At 72.5% G+C, this 23,217-nt stretch carries 19 protein-coding genes; 1 reads left to right on the top strand and 18 read right to left on the bottom strand.

What is annotated here, in order from left to right:
• Positions 1-46: 46 nt before the first annotated feature.
• The 7 genes from ABZ857_RS31530 to ABZ857_RS31500 form a co-directional block, all read right to left on the bottom strand.
• Positions 47-2,884 carry a fumarate reductase/succinate dehydrogenase flavoprotein subunit gene (locus ABZ857_RS31530; protein WP_357050110.1) on the bottom strand — a complete coding sequence of 946 codons (2,838 nt, stop codon included), beginning with the start codon at positions 2,882-2,884 and terminating at the stop codon, positions 47-49.
• Entirely contained in the window at positions 2,884-3,627 is a 744-nt protein-coding gene (locus ABZ857_RS31525) for an ABC transporter ATP-binding protein (RefSeq protein WP_357050107.1), read from the bottom strand. Before ABZ857_RS31525 ends, ABZ857_RS31530 begins: the two co-directional genes overlap by 1 nt.
• Positions 3,624-4,511, bottom strand: coding sequence for an ABC transporter permease (locus ABZ857_RS31520; RefSeq protein ID WP_357050104.1), 888 nt, complete (start codon positions 4,509-4,511; stop codon positions 3,624-3,626). Before ABZ857_RS31520 ends, ABZ857_RS31525 begins: the two co-directional genes overlap by 4 nt.
• Positions 4,508-5,983 carry an ABC transporter substrate-binding protein gene (locus ABZ857_RS31515; protein WP_357050101.1) on the bottom strand — a complete coding sequence of 492 codons (1,476 nt, stop codon included), beginning with the start codon at positions 5,981-5,983 and terminating at the stop codon, positions 4,508-4,510. Before ABZ857_RS31515 ends, ABZ857_RS31520 begins: the two co-directional genes overlap by 4 nt.
• Before the next feature lie 12 nt (positions 5,984-5,995).
• On the bottom strand, positions 5,996-6,223 hold the full coding sequence (locus ABZ857_RS31510) for a ferredoxin family protein (RefSeq protein WP_030510254.1): 228 nt from the start codon (positions 6,221-6,223) through the stop codon (positions 5,996-5,998).
• A complete protein-coding gene (locus ABZ857_RS31505; protein ID WP_357050096.1) occupies positions 6,207-6,956 on the bottom strand; it encodes a GntR family transcriptional regulator in 750 nt (249 codons plus the stop codon). Before ABZ857_RS31505 ends, ABZ857_RS31510 begins: the two co-directional genes overlap by 17 nt.
• A 205-nt stretch (positions 6,957-7,161) precedes the next feature.
• Positions 7,162-8,856: a phosphodiester glycosidase family protein gene (locus ABZ857_RS31500; RefSeq protein WP_357050094.1), complete on the bottom strand. Its 1,695-nt coding sequence runs from the start codon at positions 8,854-8,856 to the stop codon at positions 7,162-7,164.
• Positions 8,857-9,516: 660 nt separating this feature from the next.
• On the opposite strand from ABZ857_RS31500, the gene ABZ857_RS31495 reads away from it, so the two are divergent.
• Entirely contained in the window at positions 9,517-10,353 is an 837-nt protein-coding gene (locus ABZ857_RS31495; RefSeq protein WP_357050091.1) for an NAD(P)H-binding protein, read from the top strand.
• Between the two features lie 109 nt (positions 10,354-10,462).
• On the opposite strand, the gene ABZ857_RS31490 is transcribed toward ABZ857_RS31495, so the two are convergent.
• From ABZ857_RS31490 to ABZ857_RS31440, 11 genes are all read right to left on the bottom strand, one after another.
• Entirely contained in the window at positions 10,463-11,311 is an 849-nt protein-coding gene (locus tag ABZ857_RS31490; RefSeq protein ID WP_357050088.1) for a hypothetical protein, read from the bottom strand.
• Positions 11,312-11,532: 221 nt separating this feature from the next.
• Positions 11,533-12,885, bottom strand: coding sequence for a family 43 glycosylhydrolase (locus ABZ857_RS31485; RefSeq protein WP_357050085.1), 1,353 nt, complete (start codon positions 12,883-12,885; stop codon positions 11,533-11,535).
• A gap of 396 nt (positions 12,886-13,281) precedes the next feature.
• Positions 13,282-14,715: a gamma-aminobutyraldehyde dehydrogenase gene (locus ABZ857_RS31480; RefSeq protein WP_357050082.1), complete on the bottom strand. Its 1,434-nt coding sequence runs from the start codon at positions 14,713-14,715 to the stop codon at positions 13,282-13,284.
• 76 nt (positions 14,716-14,791) lie between these two features.
• Entirely contained in the window at positions 14,792-15,142 is a 351-nt protein-coding gene (locus ABZ857_RS31475; protein WP_204049398.1) for a cupin domain-containing protein, read from the bottom strand.
• A gap of 101 nt (positions 15,143-15,243) precedes the next feature.
• Positions 15,244-16,620 (bottom strand): FAD-binding oxidoreductase, encoded by a 1,377-nt coding sequence (locus ABZ857_RS31470; RefSeq protein ID WP_357050079.1) that lies wholly within the window; start codon positions 16,618-16,620, stop codon positions 15,244-15,246.
• A complete protein-coding gene (locus ABZ857_RS31465) occupies positions 16,617-17,756 on the bottom strand; it encodes an ABC transporter ATP-binding protein (RefSeq protein ID WP_357050075.1) in 1,140 nt (379 codons plus the stop codon). The genes ABZ857_RS31470 and ABZ857_RS31465 overlap by 4 nt, the downstream gene beginning before the upstream one ends.
• On the bottom strand, positions 17,746-18,540 hold the full coding sequence (locus ABZ857_RS31460; protein ID WP_357050072.1) for an ABC transporter permease: 795 nt from the start codon (positions 18,538-18,540) through the stop codon (positions 17,746-17,748). Before ABZ857_RS31460 ends, ABZ857_RS31465 begins: the two co-directional genes overlap by 11 nt.
• Positions 18,537-19,448 carry an ABC transporter permease gene (locus tag ABZ857_RS31455; RefSeq protein WP_357050069.1) on the bottom strand — a complete coding sequence of 304 codons (912 nt, stop codon included), beginning with the start codon at positions 19,446-19,448 and terminating at the stop codon, positions 18,537-18,539. Before ABZ857_RS31455 ends, ABZ857_RS31460 begins: the two co-directional genes overlap by 4 nt.
• Complete coding sequence (locus ABZ857_RS31450; protein ID WP_357050066.1) at positions 19,433-20,524, bottom strand: ABC transporter substrate-binding protein; 1,092 nt, start codon at positions 20,522-20,524, stop codon at positions 19,433-19,435. Before ABZ857_RS31450 ends, ABZ857_RS31455 begins: the two co-directional genes overlap by 16 nt.
• Positions 20,517-22,022, bottom strand: coding sequence for an FAD-dependent oxidoreductase (locus tag ABZ857_RS31445; protein ID WP_357050063.1), 1,506 nt, complete (start codon positions 22,020-22,022; stop codon positions 20,517-20,519). The genes ABZ857_RS31450 and ABZ857_RS31445 overlap by 8 nt, the downstream gene beginning before the upstream one ends.
• A complete protein-coding gene (locus ABZ857_RS31440) occupies positions 22,019-23,215 on the bottom strand; it encodes an FAD-dependent oxidoreductase (RefSeq protein WP_357050060.1) in 1,197 nt (398 codons plus the stop codon). The genes ABZ857_RS31445 and ABZ857_RS31440 overlap by 4 nt, the downstream gene beginning before the upstream one ends.
• Positions 23,216-23,217 lie beyond the last annotated feature (2 nt).

Raw genomic sequence — 23,217 nt, 5'->3', positions numbered from 1 at the left:
CGCTGTCCACCGATTCGCTGTCCACCGATTCGCTCGCTCCGCTCGCTCATGCCCGGGCTCCCGCCGGGACCGTGCTCAGGCCTTCGGCCGCCTCTTCCCGCGCCGCGTCCAGCGCCCTGCGCGCGTACGCCCGGACGTCGGCGTCGGAGTCGCGGAGAGCGCCGCGCAGGGCCGCGGCGACCTCCGGCCGCGCCGCCCACCCGGACAGCGTGAGGACCGCGGCCTTGCGCACGTCGAGGTGCGGGTCGGCCAGCGCCGCCACCAGCGGTTCCACCGCCAGGGCCGGGCCTGCGGCGGCAAGCCCCCGGGCCGCGCCCACCCGCACCTGCCAGGCCGGATCCGCCAGGGCCCGTACGGCCGTCTCCGCGAGACCCGGCTCCCGGTGGACCGCCTGACCGAGCCCGGCGAACGCCTCCAGCGCCGCCGCCCGGACGAGCGGGTCGGGGTCGGCGGCGAGCCGCGCGACGGCGGGGGCGCCTCCCGGCAGGCCGATGACGCCGAGCCCTCTGGCGGCCCAGACGCGTACCTCGCGGTCCTCGTCGCCGGCGGCGAGCGCCACCCGCTCCGCGTCGTCGAGCGCGACCAGCCCTCTGACCGCCTCGATCCGCACCCGGGTGTCGGCGTCGGCGAGCGCCGTCTCGAACAACGCGGCGTCCCCGAGGCGCAGCGCCCGCAGCACGTCCAGGACGGCCGCGCGGACGAGCGGGTCACCAGCGCCCCCGGCCGCCAGCTCGCCTTGACCCGCTCCCCCGTGGCCCACTGCGCTGTGGCCGGCTCCTTCGTGGCCCACTGCGCTGTGGCCAGCTCCCGCGTAGCCCGCGACGGCGCGGAGCGACGCGCCGAACTCGGCGGTCGCGGGCAGCACCTCGACGAGCTCCCGCAGGCCGGTGGCGGCGGCGCGCCGCACGGTGCCGTGCGGGTCGGCGAGTGCCCCGGCCAGCGCGGTCTCCACGCCGCGGGGCGCGGTCTCGGTCAGCGTCGCGACGGCCGCCCTGCGGACCTTGGGGTCGGCCTCCGCCAGGTAGGGGGTGATCTGGTCCAGCGCGGGCTCGCCGTCGGCGAGCCGCAGGAGTTCGAGGATGCGGGGCGAGCGCCCGATCGCCTCCACCGCGAGCCGCCCGCCCGCCCTGCGCCGCGCGGGGCCCGTCGTGCCGTACGCGCCGAGCACGACGGGCTCGGCCGGGCGGGGGGCGAAGCCCTCGACGGGCACGAGGTAGGGCTCGACCGGGCGCTTGACGAACTCCATCGCCCCGGCGGTGTTCTTGCGCAGGTTGAGGTGGTAGAGCCACTCGTCGTCGTCCCGGCGGGGCAGGTCGGCGCGGTCGTGGTAGAGGCCCCACCTGCTCTCGGTGCGGATCAGCGAGGACCTGGCGGCCATCTCGGCGCAGTCCCTGATGAACGTCACCTCGGCGCAGCGCATCAGCTCGTGCGGGGTCCGCGCGCCCATGGCCGCGATCTCGTCGCGCATCCGCTCGAACGTCTCCAGCGCGATGTTCAGCTTCCTGGCGGTCTTCGGCGGGGCGACGTAGTCGTTGACGAACCGCCGCAGCTTGTATTCGACCTGTTGCTGCGGCGGGCCGTCGGGGTGGCGCAGCGGGCGGTAGATCAGCTCGTGCGCGTCGGCGATCTGGTCCTCCGGCAGGCCGTGCGGCGCGCGGTGGTGCTCGGCGGCATGGGCGCCGGCGAGGTCGCCGAAGACGAACGCCCCGATCATGTAGTTGTGCGGCACGCAGGCCAGGTCGCCCGCGGCGTACAGGCCGGGGACCGTGGTGGCGCCGTTCTCGTCCACCCAGACGCCCGACGCCGAGTGGCCGCCGCACAGGCCGATCTCGGAGATGTGCATCTCGACGTCGTGGGTGCGGTAGTCGTGCCCGCGTCCCGCGTGGAAGGTGCCCCGGGTGGGGCGCTCGGTGGTGTGCAGGATGTTCTCGAGCGCGGTGAGCGTCTCGTCCGGCAGGTGGCTGACCTTGAGGTAGATCGGGCCACGGGCCGACGCGATCTCCCCGGCCACCTCGGCCATCATCTGGCCCGACCAGTAGTCGCAGTCGACGAACCGCTCCCCCTCGGCGTTGACCTGGTAGCCGCCGAACGGGTTGGCGACGTACGCGCAGGCCGGGCCGTTGTAGTCCTTGATCAGCGGGTTGATCTGGAAGCACTCGATGCCACTGAGCTCCGCGCCCGCGTGGTAGGCCATCGCGTACCCGTCCCCGGCGTTGGTCGGGTTCTCGTACGTGCCGTACAGGTAGCCGCTGGCGGGCAGGCCGAGCCGCCCGCACGCGCCGGTGGCGAGGATCACGGCCCCGGCGGCGACCGTGACGAACCGCCCCGAGCGGGTGTCGAACCCGGCGACGCCGACGGCCCGGCCCTCGCTGGTCAGCACGCGGACCGGCATCACCCGGTTCTCGATGCGGACCTTCTCGCGGATGTCGCGGCGGCGCAGCACGCGGTAGAGCACCTTCTTGACGTCCTTGCCCTCCGGCATGGGCAGCACGTAGCTGCCCGACCGGTGGACCCGGCGCACGGCGTACTCGCCGTGCTCGTTCTTCTCGAACTTCACCCCGTAGCGCTCCAGCCGCCGGACCATGTCGTAGCCGCGCGTGGCCGTCTGGTAGACCGTGCGCTGGTTGACCACTCCGTCGTTGGCCCTGGTGATCTCGGCGACGTAGTCCTCGGGCGTGGCCTTGCCTGGGATGACCGCGTTGTTCACGCCGTCCATGCCCATCGCCAGCGCGCCGCTGTGCCGTACGTGCGCCTTCTCCAGCAGGATCACGTCGGCGCCGCGCTCGGCGGCGGTGATCGCGGCCATGGTCCCGGCGGTGCCGCCGCCGACCACCAGGACCTGGCATTCCAGATGCGAACGGTCCGCCGGGGCGGGGATGTCCATCACAGCTCCTTGATGATGCGGGCGCGCAGCCCGGCGCGGTCGATGTCGGGGGTGCGCGGGTCCGGCACGCGCAGGACGCGTCCGATGCCGCCGTGGCCGAGCACGACGACCCGGTCGGCGAGCAGCAGCGCCTCGTCCACGTCGTGGGTGACGAAGACGACCGTGGCGAGGGTGTCGCGGAGCACGTCCAGCAGCAGGCGCTGCATCCCGGCCCGGGTCTGCGCGTCCAGCGCGCCGAAGGGCTCGTCCATGAGCACGGCGCGCGGCGCGCCCGCCAGCGACCTGGCGAGCTGCACACGCTGCCGCATGCCGCCGGACAGCTCCCGGGGCAGCCGGTCCTCACAGCCGGAGAGGCCGACGCGGGCGATCCAGCTCTCGGCGGCCGTCCTGCGCTCCCGCCTCGGCACGCCGCGGATGCGCAGCGGCAGCTCGACGTTGCGCCGTACGGTGCGCCACGGCAGCAGCGCGTCGTCCTGGAAGACCATCGCGCGGTCGGGCGACGGCCCGGTCACCGGGACGCCCCCGGCCAGGACCCGGCCGGAGCGCGGCGCCAGCAGTCCCGCGATCGCCCGCAGGACCGTGGACTTGCCCGATCCGGACGGGCCGACGATCACCAGGACCTCGCCGGGGGCGATGTCGAGGCGCAGGTCCTCCAGCACGGCGTGCCGCCCGTAACCCAGGGACACGCCCTCCAGGCGGGTGGCGAGCCCTGTCTCCAGGGCAGGCGCGACCGGGGCGCTCATCGGGCGCTCCCTTCGACACCCTCGTCAACACCGGGCAGCCATCGGGTGAGGCGCCGGCCGAGCAGTTCGATCGAGGCCGAGGCGACCCAGCCGAGCACGCCGATCGACGCCATGCCGACGAGCACCGCCGGGTAGTCGACCACCGTGTAGGCGTGCCAGGTGCGGTAGCCGACGCCGAACTCCCCGGAGATCATCTCGGCGGAGATCACGCAGATCCACGCGACGCCCATGCCGACGGACAGCCCGCCGAAGACGCCCGGCAGCGTGCCCGGGAGGACGACGTTCCACAGCACGTGCGCGCGCCCGCCGCCCATCGTGCGGACCGCGTCCTCCCACAGCGTCGGCAGCGCCCGTACGGCGTGGCGCGTGCTCACCATGATCGGGAAGAACGCCGCGGCGAACGTGATGAACACGATGCCCTGCTCGTCGGTGGGGAACACCAGGATCGCGATCGGGACGAGGGCGATCGCCGGGATCGGCCGGACGACCTCGACGGGCGGCAGCAGCACGTCGCCGGCCCACCGGGACCGCGCGACCAGGACGCCCAGGGCGATGCCGGCCACGGCCGCCAGCGCGAACCCGGTGAGGATGCGGATCATGCTCTGGGCCAGGTCGAGGTAGTAGATCCGGGTGCCGAGCTGCCGGCCGAACTCCGTCGCGACCTCGGCGGGCGACGGCAGCCGGTCGAACCGCAGCCCGACGCGGGCGTCCGCGGCCGTCAGCCACTGCCACAGCGCGACGACGACCGCCAGGGACCCCAGCCTGACCGCCCACCTGCGTAGGCCGGCCGCCGTTCGCGTCCGGCCCGGTTCCGCCGCGACCCGCTCGGAGGCCGCAGCGCCCGCGGCGAGCGCGTCCGCCGCGTCCAGCGCCGGGGTGCTCATCGCGACGCACCTCCCGCCGCCGCCTTCAGCTCCCCCGCCGCCGCCTTCAGCTCCCCCGCCGCCGCCTTGAGCTCCCCCGCCGCGGCCTTCAGCGCCTCGTCGTAGCCGACGATCCGCGCCCGGGGGTGCTCCTTCACGTACGCCTGCGCGCCGTCAGGGGTGGTGAAGGGCGCGAACCGCTCGTTCTCTCCCGCCGCGGGGTCGCGCACCCACACGCACCGGTCCGCGAACCAGTGCGTCCCGGTGGCCGCGTCGGGCACGTAGGCCGCCCGCACGGTCCGGCCGCCCGAGGTGGCGGCGGCGATCTGGCGCAGCAGGCAGGTGGGGGTGGCGGCGGGGCGGAGCCGGTCCTCCCCGGCGAGCCAGAGCTCGCCCGCCTTCGCCGGGTCGCTCACGGTCGTCCCGCAGGCCTCGTCGGTCCCGGTGATCCTCGCCGCGTTGACGGTGCTCGCGGCGCCGGCGTCGTAGGAGGCGCCGTACGCCTTCCTGATGTAGGAGTCGTTCGCGAACCTCGTCACGTCGACGTCGGTGAAGTCGGTGCCGATGATCTTCAGGTACTTCTCGTCGTGCTGCAGTGCCTCCAGCAGTTGCGGCTTCACGGTCACGTCGAACGACGCGATGCCGTCGCGGCCGTTGTAGAGGTAGACCACCTCGGGCGGCAGGCCGGTGGCCTTCGCGACCGCCTCGGCGGCCTCCACGGGATGCTCGTGGAGGTAGGTCGTCGCGTCGATCTGCGCCTGGAGGAACGCCTGGAGCACGTCGGGGTGCTCCTTCGCGTACGCCTGCCGTACGACGACGCCGTGGAACGTCGGCACGCCGAGCGCCGACCCGTCGTAGACGAGCCGGGCCTGGTTCCTGAAGACGAGCAGTCCCGGCCAGGCCACGAACTGGGCGTATCCCTGCACGTTGCCCGACTGCAGCGCCGACGCGCCCACCGGCGGCTGCTGGTTCACGACCTCCACGTCCGTCGCCGGGTCGAGCCCGGCCCGCTCCAGGGCCTGGACGAGCGTGCCGTGCCCGGCCGACCCCGAGCTGGCGGAGACCTTCTTCCCCTTCAGGCCGGCCAGCGTCCGCACGTCCGAGGACGGGGGCACGACGACCGAGTTCAGCCCGCCGCGCAGGTTGTAGCCGGTCACCGAGACGAGCTCGGTCCGCGCGGAGGGCACGCCCTGGGTGCGGGAGGCGTTGATGAGGAGCGGGTAGTCGCCCATCGACCCGATGTCGATCTTCCCGGCCACCATCTTGGCGGTGATCGGGGCGCCGGTGTCGTAGTCCTGCCACTCGACCCGATACCTGTCGCCGAGGCGCTTTTCGAGGTAGCCGAGGCCGCGCAGCAGCGTCCCGGCCGTCACCGTGTTGATGGTCTTCGACTGGTATCCGACGACGACCGTCTGCCTGCCGTCGTCGGCGCCGGCGGACACGGAGCACCCGGCCGCGGCCAGCAGCGCCACGGCGGCGAAGAGCTTACGCATGGGGGTGTCCTTCTATCGGAGCAGGTAGGGGATGTTCACCGTGACCGCGTCCGCGGGGCACCGGTCGGCGCAGGGGCCGCAGTACCAGCACTCGTCCACGTGCATGTACGCCTTGCCGCTGACCTCGTGGATGGCCAGCGAGTCGAGCGGGCACACGTCCACGCACAGCGTGCAGCCCTCGATGCACAGCGACTCGTCGATCGTCACGGGCACGTCGGCACGGCTATTGACCAGGGTCATCGGTGTTCCTCCAGAGATGGCCACGCATGGTGAGGCGGTCGCCGCGGAACCTGACGAACTCCAGGTCGACCGGGCGGCCGTCGGACAGGTGGGTGAGGCGCTCGACCATCAGCAGCGCCGCGCCGCGCGGCGCGTCGAGGACGGCGGCGGTGTGGGCGTCGGCGTTCACGGCCTCGATCGTCAGCTCCGCCACGCCGAGCGGCTGCCCGGCGACCCGTTCCAGCAGCACGAACACGTCGTTGTGCACGAGATCGGCGTCGAAGAGCGGCTCCCCCACCTCGCGTACGAGGTAGGTCAGGTCGAGGGAGAGCGGCAGGCCGTTGAGCCTGCGCAGCCGCTCCACGTAGACGACGGACTCGCCCGGCGGCAGGCCGAGCCGCCCCCGGACGGCGGCCGGAGGCGGGATCAGCCCCATCGCGCGGACCTCGTTCGTCACCTCGCCGTGCTCGCTGAGGGTCTCGGCGAGGCCGAGCAGCCGGTGCAGGCCGTGCGGGTACTTCTCCGCCGCGACCGTCGTGCCGACTCCCGGGCACCGCTCGATGAGGCCCTCGTCACGCAGCAGGTCCAGGGCGTCCCTGATCGTGTTGCGGGAGGTCCCGAACTCCCGCGCGAGGGCGGACTCCAGCGGCAGGTGACCACCGCAGAAACCGCCGTGCACGACCTCCCGCCGCAGCAGGTCGGCGACCTGTCGGGCCCTGTCCGCCCGGCGCCGTCTCGCGTCCGCCAACTCCATGAGGCGTAAGCCTATTCTTCAGGTAGGAATATGTGGATAACGGCGGAGTTACGCCACTCCGGCAGGTCGCCGCACGCCTTTGACCTGCCGTTTCACGCATACAAGAGGGACAACCGCCACCCGCCGCGGCGGCCGGCCCAGAAATACGGCCCAGAAATACGGATGGCCCCTCTCCCCCATGGGGAGAGGGGCCGGCGTCGCGGCGTCAGCGAGTGCGCGGCAGCACCTGGATGGTGTCGCCGACCGCGCGTTCGCCCGCGGCGTCCGAGGGGCGGTTGACGAGCACGCCGTCGACGGCCATGGCGGAGGAGCCGCCGCCGTCCAGGTTCAGGGCCTGCACCGCTCCGAGTGAGCGCATGAAGGCCGCGCCCTCGGCGAGCGTGAAGCCCTCGCTGCCGCCGCTGAGACGGCCGTCCACGGTGACCAGCAGCAGCCGTCCCCGCTGGTCGATTCCGGCCATCGTGCGAGGCTGGCGGTTGTTGGCCCAGGCGTAGCCGAAGGACAGGTCCGCCGGGTCGACGACGCCTTCGGCGGCGGCGTCGATGTGGACGCGTCCGTCCTCCACGAGGGTCGGGGCGGCGCTGACGATGCTGTCGCCGCGGCCGAGCTTGACCTGCCGGCCGTCGGTGTCGCGGATGACCTCCGTCACGGCGATCTTCCCGCCCACCACGGCGTTGGCGGTGAGCCAGTCGGCCGCCGGGCCGATGCCCTGGAGCACGGTGTGGGCGGGTGGCACGGTGCCGCCCCGGCCCCCGACGGACACCACGCGGTCCTTGGCGTCCAGCACCACCTGGACGCCGGGGCCGGTGGGAAGCGCGTGGACGTATTCGGCCGTGAACTTGACCAGATCGTCGGTCTTCGTGCAGGTGACGTCCTGACGCGGCTCCTCGGTGGGGGTCGCGCCGGGCTGGCCACAGTTGCGCACGAGGCCCGGCGTGCGGTTGACGCCGCGGACGGCGGCGGTGGAACGGCCGGCGCGTGCGGTGACGGTGGTGGTCAGGTCGGCGATCCGGCTGCGCCGCCCGCCGTCCGCGAGGATCAGCGCCGCGCGCGCACCGGCCGCCATCGAGGCGAGCTCGCCGTCGTGGGCGCTGATGCCGGCCGGAGTGCCCTGCACGCCGTCGGCGTCGGAGGTGATGAAGAAGCCGCCGTTGACGCCGACCAGCGAACCGTGCCTGGCGGCCACCGAGGACGTCGTCTCCCGATCGGTGACGTCGGCGTCATGGGTCGCTTCGACCGAGCCGCGGAAGGTGCGCGGGTCGATGACCGCGACGTGGACGTTCTCCACGTCGGCCGGCTGGTCGGCGTCGTAGCCGCTCCACTCCACGACGGCGCGGAACCCCGCCGCGGTGACCCGCGAGGCCACGCTCTTCGCCGCATCCTGGCTCGGGTAGGAGCCGACCCTGACCCGTACGCCCATGAGGCCGGAGGGGACGTCGGCGTAGCCGGGCCAGGGGATCCGGCTCATCGTCGGCTCGAACCCGGCCGCGCGCAACCTGCCCGCGGTCTCCTCGGCCCATGACTCCGTCCCCACCGCGGCCCAGGCCGCGGCACCGGTGAACCGCGCGGTGACGGGGGCCTGCACGGTGACGGTCCAGCTCGGGGCGGCGGCGGGGTTCCTGAGGGTGCCGGTGCGCACCTCCACGCCGGGCGCGACCACTCGGGTGGTCCACTCCGCCGTGGCCCACTGCGGCGTGGTCCACTCCGCCGTGGCCCACTGCGGCGTGGTCCACTCCGCCGTGGTCGCGGCCGCCGGCGCGCCCGCCGCCGTTGCTGTGGGCTCCGTGTCCGCCGCGGCCGTTCCGCCGATCGACAGCGGCACCGCGACGGCCAGCGCGGTGGCCAGGCGGAGCCCGAGCCTCGCGCGAGTGATCCGACCGCTGCCCTGGGGGTTGTCCATACCGATCCTTACGACTCACTGGACGGCCGGAAGCATTCGGAGAATCGTCCGGTTCCGACCGAAATGACCAAGCCGGAAGTCCAGCGCTTCGAGAAGAACATCAGGGCGGCAGAAATGATGGGGACGTGGTCGGCGAGATGAACGCTCGGTGACTCCTCCGCTCCCCGAAGGGAGCGGCTGGTGAGGCCGCGCGGGCCAGGTGAGGTTCGTGGTACTTTCCCGATCGTAAGGTGCGGCGCTCGTTCACGAGCGTGTCGGGACATCCGGCCGGCACGACAGCCTCGGTGCAGGCTGTCTGGATCTCTCAGCGGAGAGTGTGCCTCGCCATGTCCACAACCTTGTCCCCACGCGCCTGGCCGATCTTCGTGGTCGCCGCCGATGCGCTCGACCTGCTCAGCACCACGGTGACCACGCATCGCCTCCCACGGACGCGCTGTGGTCTCGATCGGGGTGCCGCTCTTCGCCGTCGCGGCTGAGCACCAGCCGGTGTCGCTGATCACCGCTGTTCGCTGCCGGTCTGGGCATGGGCTGCCGCTTCGGCGCCGTGTTCGCGGTCGCCCTCGGCGATGTGCGCTCCACCCAGGCGGGCGGCGCAGGCCCGCTGAGCCTTCCACGTCCCCGGAAGGCATCCGTATCCGTACCGATCACCGGAGTATTTCCATGATTCTCATCACCGGAGGCCGCGGCGCGGTCGCCACCCACCTGCTGGCCCTGCTGCTTCGGGCCGATCGCCCCGTACGCGTCGCCTCCGGCAACCCTGGGCAGCTGCGGGTCCCCGACGGCGTCACAGCCGTCACCTGCGACCTCAGCGACCCTGCCACCTTCCCGGCCGCTCTGTCCGGCGTCACCGAGGTCTTCCTGTACGCAGAGGCTTCGCACATCGGCGAGTTCGTCGACGCTGCCGTCACGGCCGGGGTCGAGCACGTCGTCCTGCTGTCCTCCGCGAGCGTGCTGGACCCCGACGCGGCCGGCAACCCGCTGGCCGCGTCCCATCTCGACGTCGAGACCGCGCTGCTCGCCGCACCGCTCACCACCACGATCCTGCGGCCCGGTTCCTTCGCCGGCAACGCGGGCGCCTGGGCCTGGCCCATCAAGGCCGGGCGTCCGGTGAGCCTGCCCTACCCGGGCTCCCACACCGACCCCCTCCACGAACGGGACCTCGCCGAAGTGGCCTTCACCGTGCTCACCGACCCACGCCACCAGGGCGGGCGCCTCCACCTGACCGGCCCGGAAAGCCTCACGTTCAGCGAACAGATCGAGCTACTCGCCGAGATCACCGGCCGGCCGATCACCGTCAGCCACGTCACCCCCGAGGAATGGAAACAGGAGATGGCCGGCTACATCCCCGGCCCCTACGCGGACGCCCTGCTCGGCTACTGGCAGGCCAACGACGGCCGCCCCGTGCCCCTGACCGGCACCGTCGAACAGGTCACCGGCCGCGCTCCCCGCACCTTCGCCACCTGGGTCCGCGACCACGCCGCGGACTTCGCCGAGTAGCAGCCCCCGAGTAGCGGCACCCACAGGACATCCCCGGTGCCGTCAGGCCGGGTGCGACCCGTATGCGGCTCGCACCCGGCCGCCCCTTCCGGCGGCGAGCGGCCGGGGACTACCGGGTCGGGGCGGGGTCGGGGGCGTACCGCGTCAGGTCGTCCTGCTCGATGACCTCGTCGGCGGGCGGGGCGGTGATGACGAGACGGCATCCCCAGCCGGTGTAGCGGGTGTCGGTCCGCGCGAACACCGACGCCTTCCCCGCTCCCAGCGTGTCGGTGGTGACCAGGCGCGTCACCAGACCGTCGTGGCCGGTCCAGAGCCGCCAGGAGACCTTCCCCTTGCTCTTCTTGGCGGACAGTCCCGAGTACGGGTCGACGTAGCGGCCCTTCGAGACCCTGCCCATCTCCTTGTGACTCATGGTGCCCCGGTAGAGGAGACCTCCGGAGACGGGCGTGGTCGTGGACCGCTTCAGCACGGCCTTCAGGATCGACGGGTCGTACACGTCGACGGGCTGCAGGCTGGCGGCCGGGGCGAGGTAACGCGTCATGCCCGCCGCGTGGTTCCTCCGGATCCACTTCTTGCCGTCGGGAACCGGCCCCGGATACTGGGCGACGTCGTAGTACACGTCCTCGCCCACGCGGATCACCCGGTAGGAGGCCGGTCTCTCGGACGGCGCCCGGCCCGCACCGGTCCCCGGATCGGGAACGTCCCGCCAGGTCAGGTCGACCGCCACCGGACCCGAAGGGCCGAACTGCACCTCGCCGCTGATCCGGAACGCGCTCCCGGACTTCGCGCCGAAGAAAACGCGGGCGGTCTCCGACGTACGGACTCCGTGCTCCTCGCGGAACTGCCGCTTGAGCGCGTCCACCGGGTCGGGCGGACCTCCCTGCGCGGCGGCGGGGCCCGCGGCGACGGATGCGGACGCGATCAGTACGGCGACTGCCAGGGCAGCCCATCGTCTCATGGGGGGTTTGTCCTTGTTGTCGAGCTACTGCGTCATTTCACGGTAACGTGATATTCACGGGAATTAGTCATCTTTCCAGACGAAAACGACCATATCCATGTTCGAGCGGACCCGGCCCCGCCGCCGAACTGATCGCGGCCCACGAGCGGAGAGCGCCGGCTGACCGGGCAGCAGCGGTCGGTGCCCGCTCAGGCCGCCGGCGCTCGTCCGCATCATCTCTGTCAGTCCTCGCTGTGCCCCGGGTTCCGGCGCGCGACGTACAGGCGGTTGCCCTCGGGGCCGGTCCACTCCAGCCGTACGACACCGGGCACGGCGGCGTCGCCGACGCGCGACGGGTCGGCCCAGTAGCCGAAGTTGGGGTTGCGGAAGAACGTGGCCCACAGCTGGCCGCTGCGATCCACGAAGATGTTGTTGTGGCCCGCGCCGACGCCCAGGGTCCACCGCTTGGAGTAGGGCCCCTCGAACCTGTCCGCGACGGCGATGATCGCGTCGTACTGGTACTGCACGCGGCCGGCGGCGGCCGTGTCGTAGGCGTAGCGCGTGCTGCCGTCGGCGTTGACCGACGAGCGGTCCCACGCGGCGTGGATGAGGTAGTACTTGCCGCCGTACTTGAACACGTACGCGCCTTCGAGATACGGCTCGGGCGCGTAGGGCGTCTGCTGGAACTTCGGCAGGTTCGTCGTCGGGATGATGTCCTCCATGTCATCCCGGAACTTCGCGTACAGGTTGTTGTGCAGCACGAGCCAGGCGTCGTCGCCCTCGCTGTAGAGGCCGCCGTCGATGTGGTGGTAGGCGCCGGGCTTGATGAAGGCGGGCCCGCCGATGAAGGAGTCACCGAAGGGCTTGTCGTAGTTGCCCTGGACGAGCCGGTACGGGCCCTCCACCCCGCCCTCGCTCACGAGCATGAACGAGCCGACCTTCTGGGAGTGGTCGCCCATGCACGCGACGATGTACCACTTGCCGCGGAAGTAGTGCACCTCCGGCGCCCACGCGTTGCCGCGCTTGCCGAACTGGTCGTCGTACCAGTACTCCTGCCACGGAGCGACGACCGTGCGCCCGGGCCGGTTCTCGCCGACGAACTCGGGCGACCACACCTTGCCCTTCTCGGCGTCCGGCCGGATGCCGGTCGTGTCGGCCAGCCTCCACGGCCCGTGCAGGGACGGCGCCGTCCAGACGAAGATGCCGTCGTTCCACGGGCCGGCCGCCGCGAGCCCGGGCACGCGGGTGGTGCCGGTGGCGACGTAGATCGGACGGCCGTTGACGACGAAGCAGTTGACGTAGGTGTCGCGCATCCAGACCCGGCCGAGCTCCTCGTCGCGGGGGCGAAGCTCCAGCGGGAGGATGAAGGAGTTGTCGTCACGCGGCCACAGGTCCGGCCGCGTGTCCGCCAGGCCGTAGGGCGCGAGCTCGGGCCAGTTCGACGGGTACCTCCCCTTCGGCGCGCCCGCGTTCGGCAACTCCTTCGGGTCCGCGTGCGCGGCGGCCGCGGGCAGCGCCGCCGCTCCCAGCAAGCCCGCGACACCGGCCAATACGGACCGGCGGCCGACGTACAACCCGTTATCGGAATCAGTCATCAGTCACGTCCTCCTACCTGAGCAGGACCGAGGGTGCCCTGCCGGGAGGACACGGTAGTGAGACTTATTTCGACAGTGAACAGACGACAGAAAAGATCCCGGCGCGCCCACGCCCACGTCGTCCGAGACGTCACGGGGGATTCTCCCGGCCCGTCGCGGGAGCACCACCCGTCGCCGGGAACGTAAAGCTGGGAGCGCACCGCAGGTGCGGCTTCAAATTCCCGGAAGTCTCTCTCCGTTGTTTCCGGAACCATCGGCCCACGAATTCGGGTGCGGTTTCAGCGGACACGGAAAGCGTTCGACGCCGAATCGCGCTCTCTATCAATCGCTGATTTCACGAAACGCCGCCGAAAGGGAGGCTCCGGCGCGGGGCGGTGCCCGCCCCACGCCGCAGGCTCACAGGCCGATGTTGCTCATGACGTGCTTGATCCGGGTGTAGTCCTCGAATCCGTACATCGACAGGTCCTTGCCGTATCCGGAGTGCTTGAACCCGCCGTGCGGCATCTCGGCGACCAGGGGGATGTGCGTGTTCACCCACACGCATCCGAAGTCGAGAGCACGCGCCATGCGCATCGCCCGGCCGTGGTCCTTCGTCCAGACCGAGGACGCCAGGCCGTACTCCGTGGAGTTGGCGATCCGCAGGGCGTCGGCCTCGTCGGTGAACGGCTGCACGGTGATCACGGGGCCGAAGATCTCCTTGCGGACGATCTCGTCCTCCTCCCGCAGGCCCGAGACCACCGTCGGGGCGAAGTAGAAGCCACGGTCGCCGATCCGGCCGCCGCCCGTCTCGATCTTGGCGTGCGCCGGGAGCCGCTCGACGAACCCGGAGACGTGCGCGAGCTGGGCCGCGTTGTTCAGCGGCCCGAAGTCGGGATCGGCGACGCCGGGGCCGGTGCGGTGGGCGCGGGCCTGCTCCGCCAGGGCGGCCGTGAGCGCGTCGTGCGCGCCTTCCGCGACCAGGACCCTGGTGGCGGCCGTGCAGTCCTGCCCCGCGTTGTAGTACGCGGCACCGGCGATCTTCCGGGCGGCGGCCTCGATGTCGGCGTCGTCGAAGACGACGACAGGCGCCTTGCCGCCGAGTTCCAGATGGACGCGCTTGAGGTCGGCCGCGGCGCTGCCGGCGACCTGCATGCCGGCCCGGACCGAACCGGTGATGGAGACGAACTGCGGGATCTCGTGCTCCACCAGGGCGCGGCCGGTGTCGCGGTCACCGCACACGACGTTGAAGACGCCCGGCGGCAGGAACTCGGCCGCGATCTCGGCCAGCAGCAGGGTCGAGGCGGGAGTGGTGTCCGACGGCTTGAGCACGACCGTGTTTCCGGCCGCGATCGCCGGAGCGAACTTCCACACCGCCATCATCATCGGGTAGTTCCACGGCGTGACCTGGGCGCACACCCCGATCGGCTCCCGCCGGACCATCGACGTGTGGCCCGGCATGTACTCTCCCGCGGACAGCCCGGACAGGTGCCGGGCGGCGCCGGCGAAGAAGCGGATCTGGTCCGCCATGGGCGGCACCTCGCCCGACGCGGTCGCCTCACGCGGCTTGCCGGTGTTGCGGCACTCCACGTCCACGAGCCGGTCGGCGTTCTCCTCGACCGCGTCGGCCAGCCGCAGCAGCGCGCGGGCGCGCTCCCCCGGGGTCGTGTCGCGCCAGGTCTCGAACGCGGAGGCCGCCGCGCGCATCGCGACGCCGACGTCCTCCTTCGAGGACACGGGCGCGAGGGCGTAGAGCTCGCCGTCGCACGGATCGATCAGCTCGGAGGTGACACCGTCGGCCGGGTCGGTGTGACGACCATTGACGAAGTTCCTCAATACCGGCAAGTCAGACACTGGTGCAAATCTCCTACAGTTGCGCTTTATCTAGCCGAACACGGCCAGAGAGACCAGGGGAACCCGGACGGAAGAGTCACAGACGGGTGGTCACGTACGTCTTCCGCACGGTCTCGTGGACGTGCCACTCACCTCGCCAGCCCGCCGGCATGACCAGGGTGCTGCCGGGGCCTGCCTCCTGCTCCGTGCCGTCGGCGGAGACCACGGTCACCCGCCCGGACAGGATCTGGCAGATCTCGTGGTAACCGTCCCGTACGGCGGTGAACCTGCCGGGCGTGCACTCCCACACGCCGGCGCTGGTCCTGCCGTCCTCGGAGGTCCACACCGCGAGGGTCGCCTCGCGCTGGTCGCCCTCGACCGAGGTCGGCTTGGGTGCGGCCGGGCCGAGGACGGCCGTGCTCGCGTCGGGTACGACGATGCTGGTCAACTGCTCTCCTGTTCGTCCGCCGGATCACCCGGCGGCTCGTCGTGTGCTGCGCGCGACGCCGTCCGCCGCGCTCAGTTACGCCGCGCTCGATGCCCGCGGACTCAGTGCCGGCGGGCGACGGCGTCGGCGATCCTGGCGATGGGCGACGTCGTCGTCCGGCCGCCCACGATCTCGGCCCGGTCGGCCGCGCGGTAGGCGGCGTACATCCCGCGCACGCCGATCCAGCGCAGCGGTTCGGGCTCCCACCTGCGCACCTTCCTGCCGACCCAGGGCAGCCGGGTCAGTTCGGTGTCGGCGCCGAGCACGAGGTCGCGCAGAGTCCTCCCGGCGAGGTTGGTCGTGGCCACGCCGTGGCCGACGTAGCCGCCGGCCCAGCCGAGCCCGGTCCGCCGGTCGAGCGCGGCGGTCGAGCACCAGTCCCTCGGCACGCCGAGCACGCCGCACCAGGCATGCTCGACCGCGGCGTCCCGTACGGCGGGGAACAGCCGCACCAGGGCGTCACGGAGGGCGCGCACCGTCGCGGCGTGCGTGCGCCCGTCGTCGTCCGTACGGGAACCGAACAGGTAGGGCACCCCGCGCCCGCCGATGGCGATGCGGTCGTCGGCCGTCCGCTGGGCGTAGATGTAGGCGTGGGACATGTCGCCGAGCAGTTCGCGGCCCTCCCAGCCGATCCGCTCCCACACCCGGCCAGGCAGCCGCTCGGTGACGATGAGCGAGGAGTTCATCGGCAGCCAGGTCCGGCGCTCGCCGGCCAGCCCGGCGGTGAACCCCTCCGTGGCGCGCAGCACGAAGTCCGCCCGCACGGCGCCGTACGGCGTGCGCGCCTCGTGCGGCACGATCTCCGTCACGGGGGTGGACTCGTAGATCCGCACCCCGAGCCCCTCGACGACCCTCGCGAGGCCCTGCACGAGCTTGGCCGGCTGGACCCTGGCGCAGTGGGGGTTGAACGAGGCGCCGAGGGCGCCGTCCACCCGGATCCTGGCCGTGGTCTGCTCGGCGTCGAGTTGCTCCACGTCGGTGTCGCCCCAGGCGCGGGCCGCGCGCACCTGGGCGGTCAGGCGCGGCAGGTGGGACGGGGCGTGCGCCACCCTGAGGATGCCGCCCTTGACGATGTCGGCGTCGATGCCCTCGGCGCGCGCCACCGCGATGACCTCGTCGACGGTCTCGTTCATCGCCCGCTGGAGGGCGTGCACGCCTTCGCCGCCGTGGGTGCGGGCGAACCTGCGGGGCGACCCCGCGAGCGCGCCGGTCAGCCAGCCGCCGTTGCGGCCGGAGGCGCCGTAGCCCGCGAACTTGCGCTCGATGACGACGACGTCGAGGCTCGGATCGGCCTTCTTGAGGTAGTAGGCGGTCCACAGGCCGGTGTAGCCGGCCCCGACGACGCAGACGTCCGCCTCGATCGACCGGTCCAGGGGCGGGCGTCGCGCGGGCAACCCCGTCTCGCGGTACCAGAACGACACTCCGCCGTTGACGGTCACGTGAAGATCCTTTCGGTGGTGGGGTCGTCGGGCAGCAGGACGCAGTCGTCGGGGTGCCAGCACAGGCGGGCGCGGTCGCCCACTCTCAGGTCGCTCGCCGTGCCCGCCTGCTCGCGTACGAGGCCGCGCCCGCCACCGGGCAGCAGCACCTCCAGCTTGCGAGCCGACCCGAGATAGATCTCCTCGACCACCGTGACCGGAACCGCGTTGCCACCGGTCCCGGCGGCGTCGGGCCGGTCGGGCTCGAGACGGAGCCGTTCCGGCCGCACGACCAGCGCGGCCGGTCCGCTGCGCACCCCACCGGAGGCCTGTACGGCGAGGCCGTCCAGGTCGAGCCGGGCCCGGCTCCCGTCCGGCGTCGCGGTGCCGCGCAGGATCGTGGACTCGCCGAGGAACCGGGCCACGAACAGCGTGGCCGGCCGCTCGTACAGGTCCCGGGCGGTGCCGACCTGCTCGATGCGGGCGTTGTTGAACACCGCGACGCGGTCCGAGAGGATCAGCGCCTCCTCCTGGTCGTGGGTCACGAACACGAAGGTGGACCCGACCTCCCGGTGGATGCGCTTGATCTCCAGTTGCAGGAACTCGCGGAGCTTGCGGTCGAGCGCGCCGAGCGGCTCGTCCATGAGCAGGACGCGGGGGCTGAACACGATGGCCCGGGCGAGCGCGACCCGCTGCTGCTGGCCGCCGGACAGCTCGCGGGGGTAGCGGGAGGCGTGGCCGGGTAGTTGCACGGTCTCCAGGGCGGCGGCGACGAGGCGGTCCCGCTCGGCCCTGGGCACCTTGCGCTGCCGCAGCGGGAAGGCGACGTTCTGGGCGACCGTCATGTGCGGGAAGAGCGCGTAGTGCTGGAACACCACGCCGATGTCCCGTTTGTGCGCAGGCACGTCGCCCACGGGCCGGTCGTCGATCCGGAGGGTCCCGGAGGTGATGTCGGTGAAGCCGGCGATCATGTTGAGGGTCGTCGTCTTCCCGGAGCCGGACGGCCCCAGGAACGTCATGAACTCCCCCGGCTCCACGGTGAGCGTGACGTCGTCGACGGCGGCGGCGCCGCCGTAGCGCTTGGTCATGCCGCTCAGGTCGATGCGGGCGCCCTTGCCTGCGGGCAGGGCCGCCCCCTCGGGCCGGTCAACGGGCACGGTTCCTCCTTGCGGCCAGCGTGAGCCCTCCGCCGACCAGGACCGTGGTGAGGACCAGGATCATGGTCGCGGCGGCGGCGAGCGTGGGATCGGTCTCGCGGGTGACGCTCGAGTACATCTGGACGGGCAGGGTGACGAGGGTGGGGCTCTGGATGAACAGGGAGACCACGACCTCGTCGAACGAGGTCACGAACGCGAACAGGGCGCCCGAGACCACACCCGGCGTGATCAGCGGTAGGGTGACCTGCCGGAATGTCGCCCACCGCCCGGCGCCCAGGCTCGCGGCCGCGGTCTCCAGCCGCACGTCGAACGTGCGCAGGGAGGCCGTCACGGAGACGACGACGAAGGGCAGGGCCAGGACGGTGTGCGCGGCGACGAACCCGGCGAGCGTCCCGGCGAGGCCGAGCTTCAGGAAGACGGCGTAGATCCCGATGGCCAGGATGATGCCGGGGACGATCATCGGGGCGAGCAGCAGCACGCTCGCGGCCGCCGCTCCCCTTCCGTTCGTCCAGCGGCTGAGCCCGAACGCCGCCGCCGTGCCGAGAGTGGTCGCGACGACGGCGACGAGCACGCCGACCAGCACCGAGTTGGCCAGCGCGGCGGTCCACGCCGGATCGCCGAAGAAGTTGGCGTACCACCTGGTCGACCAGCCGGTCGGCGGGAACGTCAGCGACACCTTGTCGGTGAAGCCGAGCGGGATCACCACCAGCGTGGGCGCCACCAGCCAGGCGGCGACCAGCGCGCCGGTGATCCACAGGGCGGCGCGGGCGAGCCGGGCGCTCATCGGGCGCTCGCCCTGCTCCGGCGGCCGGCCCGCATGGCCAGGCCGAGCAGTCCGATCAGCAGCAGCGTGGCGGCGAACAGCACGACCGCCATGGCGCCGCCCCTGCCCCACATCAGCATTCCGCTGACCTGGGTGTACATGAACTGCGAGATCAGCGCCTCGCCGGGCGAGCCGAGCAGGGCCGGCGTGACGTAGAAGCCCAGCGAGGTGATGAAGACCATCGTCGCCCCGGCGGCGACTCCCGGCAGGGACAGCGGCACGAAGACGCGCAGCAGCGCGACCAGCGGGCGGGCGCCGAGGCTCTCGGCGGCGGTCAGCAGCCGCCGGTCGATGCCGCTCATCACCGAGTACAGCGGCAGCACCATGAACGGCATCAGGATCTGGACCATCCCGATGAGGACTCCGGCCTGCGTGCGGACCAGGCTCACCGGTCCCAGGCCGAACAGCCCGAGGAACCCGTTGACGACACCGGTGTCCTGGAGCAGCACGAGCCAGGCGAAGGTGCGGACCATGAGGCTGGTCCAGAACGGAAGCATGACGATCAGCAGCAGCGCCGCCCTGGCCCGCGGGGAGGCCACCGTCATCAGATACGCGTAGGGATAGGCGAGGCACAGGCAGATCACGGTCGCCCACAGGGCCGTCGAGAACGTCCTGGTCAGCACCGCGACGTTGGCCGGGGAGCCGAAGAACCAGGCGAAGTTGCCGGTCCCCGGCGTCGGCGTGGTGAACGCGCTGACGAACGTCTGCGCGACCGGGTACGCGAAGACCGCGAGCAGGACCAGCAAGGCGGGGACGATCAGCAGGAACGGCCAGTTCCGCGTCCCGCGGCGGGAGCCGGCGCCCTTCTCCCCGGGCGCGGCGGCCGCCGCCGGGCCGCTCGGGGACAGCGGGCTCAGGAGAGCAGCCACTGCTGGAACCTGTCGTTGACGGAGTCGCGGTTCTTGCCCCACCACTCGTCGTCCACCTTGACCTGGGTGTCGAGGTGGGTGGTCGGCAGGTTCTCCTTCGCCGAGGGGTCGACCTGGTCCTGCGCCGCCTTGCTGACCGGTCCGTACGGCTGGTACTTCGTGAACTCGGCGGTGGGACCGGCCGACGTCATGTGGGCGATGAGCTTCATCGCCTCGGCCTTGTTCCTGCTGCCCTTCACCACGACCCAGTACGCCTCCTGCGACAGCCAGGAGTCCCAGGCGATCGTGATGGGGGCGTTGGCCGCCGACAGCACGGCGCGGGCGATCCACACCATGCCCATGACCGCCTCCCCGCTCTCGAGGTACTGCTGGGCCTGGGCGCCGGTCTCCCACCAGATGAGCTGGTCCTTGATCGTGGACAGCTTCTTCAGCGCCCGGTCCACGTCGATCGGGTAGAGGTCGGCCGGGGCGACGCCGTCGGCGAGCAGCGCGATCTCGAAGATGCCGCCGCCCACCGACTTCCAGGCGGTGCGCTTGCCCGGGTACTTCTTCAGGTCGAAGAAGTCCGCCCAGGGGGTGGGCGCGGCGCCGCCGGTCTTGTCGGAGCGATAGGCGAGGACCGTGCCCTCGATGTCGGCCGCGACACGGTACGTCTGCGCGTAGCCGTCGACGATGGACGACTTGTCGACGACCGAGTAGTCGATCGGCTCCAGCCACTGGGCGTCCGCCTCGCTGCCGAAGTCGTTCCCGACGACCACGATGTCCCAGGACGGGTTGCCCGACTCGGCCTGCGCCTTGATCTTGGCGTTGTCCGTGGGGCCGTCCTCCTTCACGGTGATCCCGTTCTTGGCGGCGTACGGCGCCCACATCGTCTTGGCCTGCGCCTTCTGGTAGTCGCCGCCGAAGCTCACGACGGTCAGGGTCGTGCCGCCACCGCCGCCGCTCGACGACGAGGCGGAGAAGCCGCCGCCGCAGGCGCTGAGCACGCCGGAGGCCGCGAGGAGGCCGAGCCCTTGCCCACTGCGGATGAGCAGAGTCCGGCGGGAGAGCATCCCGTGCGCGCCGGTGTCAGTCACTGGTTCCTCCTGAAGGAGACGGCCGCCCGGCCGCGCCGGGCGAGAGAGGGGTGAGGGGAAGGTCGCTTTCCGGCTTCCATCGGGACAGGCGGCGGCCCGCCTCGGCGCCGTGGGCCAGGGCGGCGGCGGGGTCGGTCGTCCCCGCCGCGCCGCCCGCGACCGCCACGCCGCCCGGCAGGGAGTAGGGCCCGCCCGCCTCGTCGCGGGTGACGTCGAGCGTGACGTCGCCGTGGTAGAGCCGCTGCAGGAGCAGTTCCTCGGCCGGTCGCCGTCCCGCGGCCACCACCACCGTGTCGCAGGCCGGCCGCACGACCAGGCCACCATCGCGCGGGGCGACCACCAGCCGGCGCACGCCACGATGCCCCACGGCCTCCCGTACGGCGTGGCCCGGCAGGTACGGCACCCGCGCGGCGGAGAGCGCCTCCGGGAACGCCCCGGCCGGGATCTCCCGTTCCGGCCGGGGGTCGACGACGGCCGCGAGCACGACGCCGACGGCGTGAAGCTGCTCGGCGAGGCCGTAGCCGTACGGCTCGGCGGCCACCACGACGGCGCGTTCGCCGGGGCGGACGTGGTCGACGTTGATCAGGCGCTGGACCGGACCGGCCAGCATCACGCCGGGGATGTCGTTGCCGGGGAACGGCATCGGGACGTCGTAGTCGCCGGTCGCGACCAGCAACCGGTCGGGGCGCAGCACCAGCAGGCCGTCCGGAGTGTCCACCGGCAGCACGCCGCCCTCGTACCAGCCGAGCGCGGTCGACGCGGTGAGCACCGTGATCGAGGCGTGCTTCCGCGCCTGGGCCGCGAGGCCGGCCACCAGCCGGAATCCGGGGACCTCCACGCCGTCGAGGCCGCGCACGTGACGCGTCTCCGCCCGGAGCGCGCCGCCCGGCTCGTCACCCTGGTCCACCAGGACCACCTCCAGCCCGCTCTCGGCCGCGGCCAGGGCGGCGGCCAGCCCGGCCACGCCTGCGCCGACGACGGCGAGCGGGGTCCGCCGCTCCCCCAGGCCGGGCCGGAGTGCCCGCGCGGCGACCCCGGCCGCCACCGTGCGCCCGCCGCCCGCGATCACGCCCATGAGGCGCTCCGCCAGATGGGCCGACCGGGGTGAGCGCCGGAACAGCCGGAACTGGAAGCCCGCGGGGACGAGCGCGGAGAACCGGTCGATCGCCCCGAGCAGATCCCAGCCGGCGCCGGGCCAGGCACGCTCCCGGCGCACCGACTCGCCTCCGCGCAGCGGGGTGGCGCATCCCGGCACGCCGTACTGGCCGTCGACGGTGAGCTGGCAGCCGGGGCACGAGGGGGTGCCGCAGGTCAGCCCGATGCCGCGGGGGCGGTGGTACTTGAAGCTGCGGGAGAGCACCCGCACCCCGGCGGCGTGCAGCGCCGTGGCGATCGGCTCGCCCTCGTACCCGTGCAGGGTGCGGCCCTCGAACGTGAACGCGACCCGCCTGGACCTCGCGGGCCGGGCGGACGGATGGGTGGTGATGCGCAGGTTCACGCGGCGTTCCCCTCCTCCGCGGCGACCACGAGGGCGCCCTCCTGGATGAGCCGTCCCTCGTGCAGGCGGGTGACCGAGAAGGGGCGGATCAGCTCGGGCATGACGCCCTCGTGGATCCCCCGGGCGAGCAGCGCGCCGGTCGCGGGGGCGCCCATGAAGCCGTAGACCCAGCCGCAGGTCAGGTGGAAGCCGCTGACCTCGGGCACCGGACCGATCACCGGGGACAGGTCGTCCGCCTGGTCGACGAGCCCCGCCCAGTGGCGCAGCAGCCGCACCCCGGCCAGCCGGGGCAGCAGCCGGACGAACTTCGCGGCCATGTCGGCGAGCAGCGTGTAGGTGCCGTTGAGGCTGTCGCTGACGTCGGGGTGGGGCAGCTCCGTCCCGCCCACGAACTCGCCTCTGGCCGTCTGGTGGCAGTAACCGAGCAGTTCCAGGCTGGCGAGCGCGGGACGCAGGAACGGCGCCACCGACTCGGTGACGATCATCTCCAGGCGGCAGGTGCGGGTCGGCAGCCGCACCCCGGCCATCTCGGCGACCGCCCTGGCCCCGCCGCCGGCCGCGTTCACCACGACCGGCGTGGAGACGTCCCCGCGGTCGGTGCGCACGCCGCGTACGGCTCCGCCGGCGACGTCGACGCCGGTCACCGTGACCCCGGTGTGGATCTCGACGCCGAGACGCGCGGCGGCCCGGGCGTAGCCCCACACGACGGCGTCGTGGTGGGCGAACCCGGCCTGGTCCTGGTAGACGCCGCCGAGCGCGAGATCGGGGTTGACCTCGGGCACGATCCGGCGCGCCTCCTCCGCCGTGACGAACTGCGAGCGCACGCCCAGCGCGGCCTGCCGTACGGCGTCGGCCCGGCACCGCTCGACCTGCTCGGGCGTGGAGGCCAGCACCAGGTAGCCGCTGCCGGAGAACAGCACGTTGAAGTCCAGCTCGGCGGAGAGCGTGCGCCAGCGGCGCAGCGACTCCTCGAACAGGCCGGTCCACTCGCGGGAGCCGAACGCGGAGCGGATCATCTCGCCGTTGCGTCCGCTGCCGCCGCCTCCGGGGTAGCTCCGGTCCAGCACCGCCACGTCGCGGACGCCGAGCTTGGCCAGCTCGTACGCCAGCGCGAGGCCCTGCACGCCCGCGCCGACGATCACGACGTCGTACGCGCGGCGGAGCGGGGAGCGGCAGGCTCCGGGGACCGCCATGG

Source organism: Microbispora sp. NPDC046933 (genome assembly GCF_040644635.1).
GTDB lineage: Bacteria > Actinomycetota > Actinomycetes > Streptosporangiales > Streptosporangiaceae > Microbispora.
This window is presented reverse-complemented; position numbering and strand designations above follow the sequence as displayed.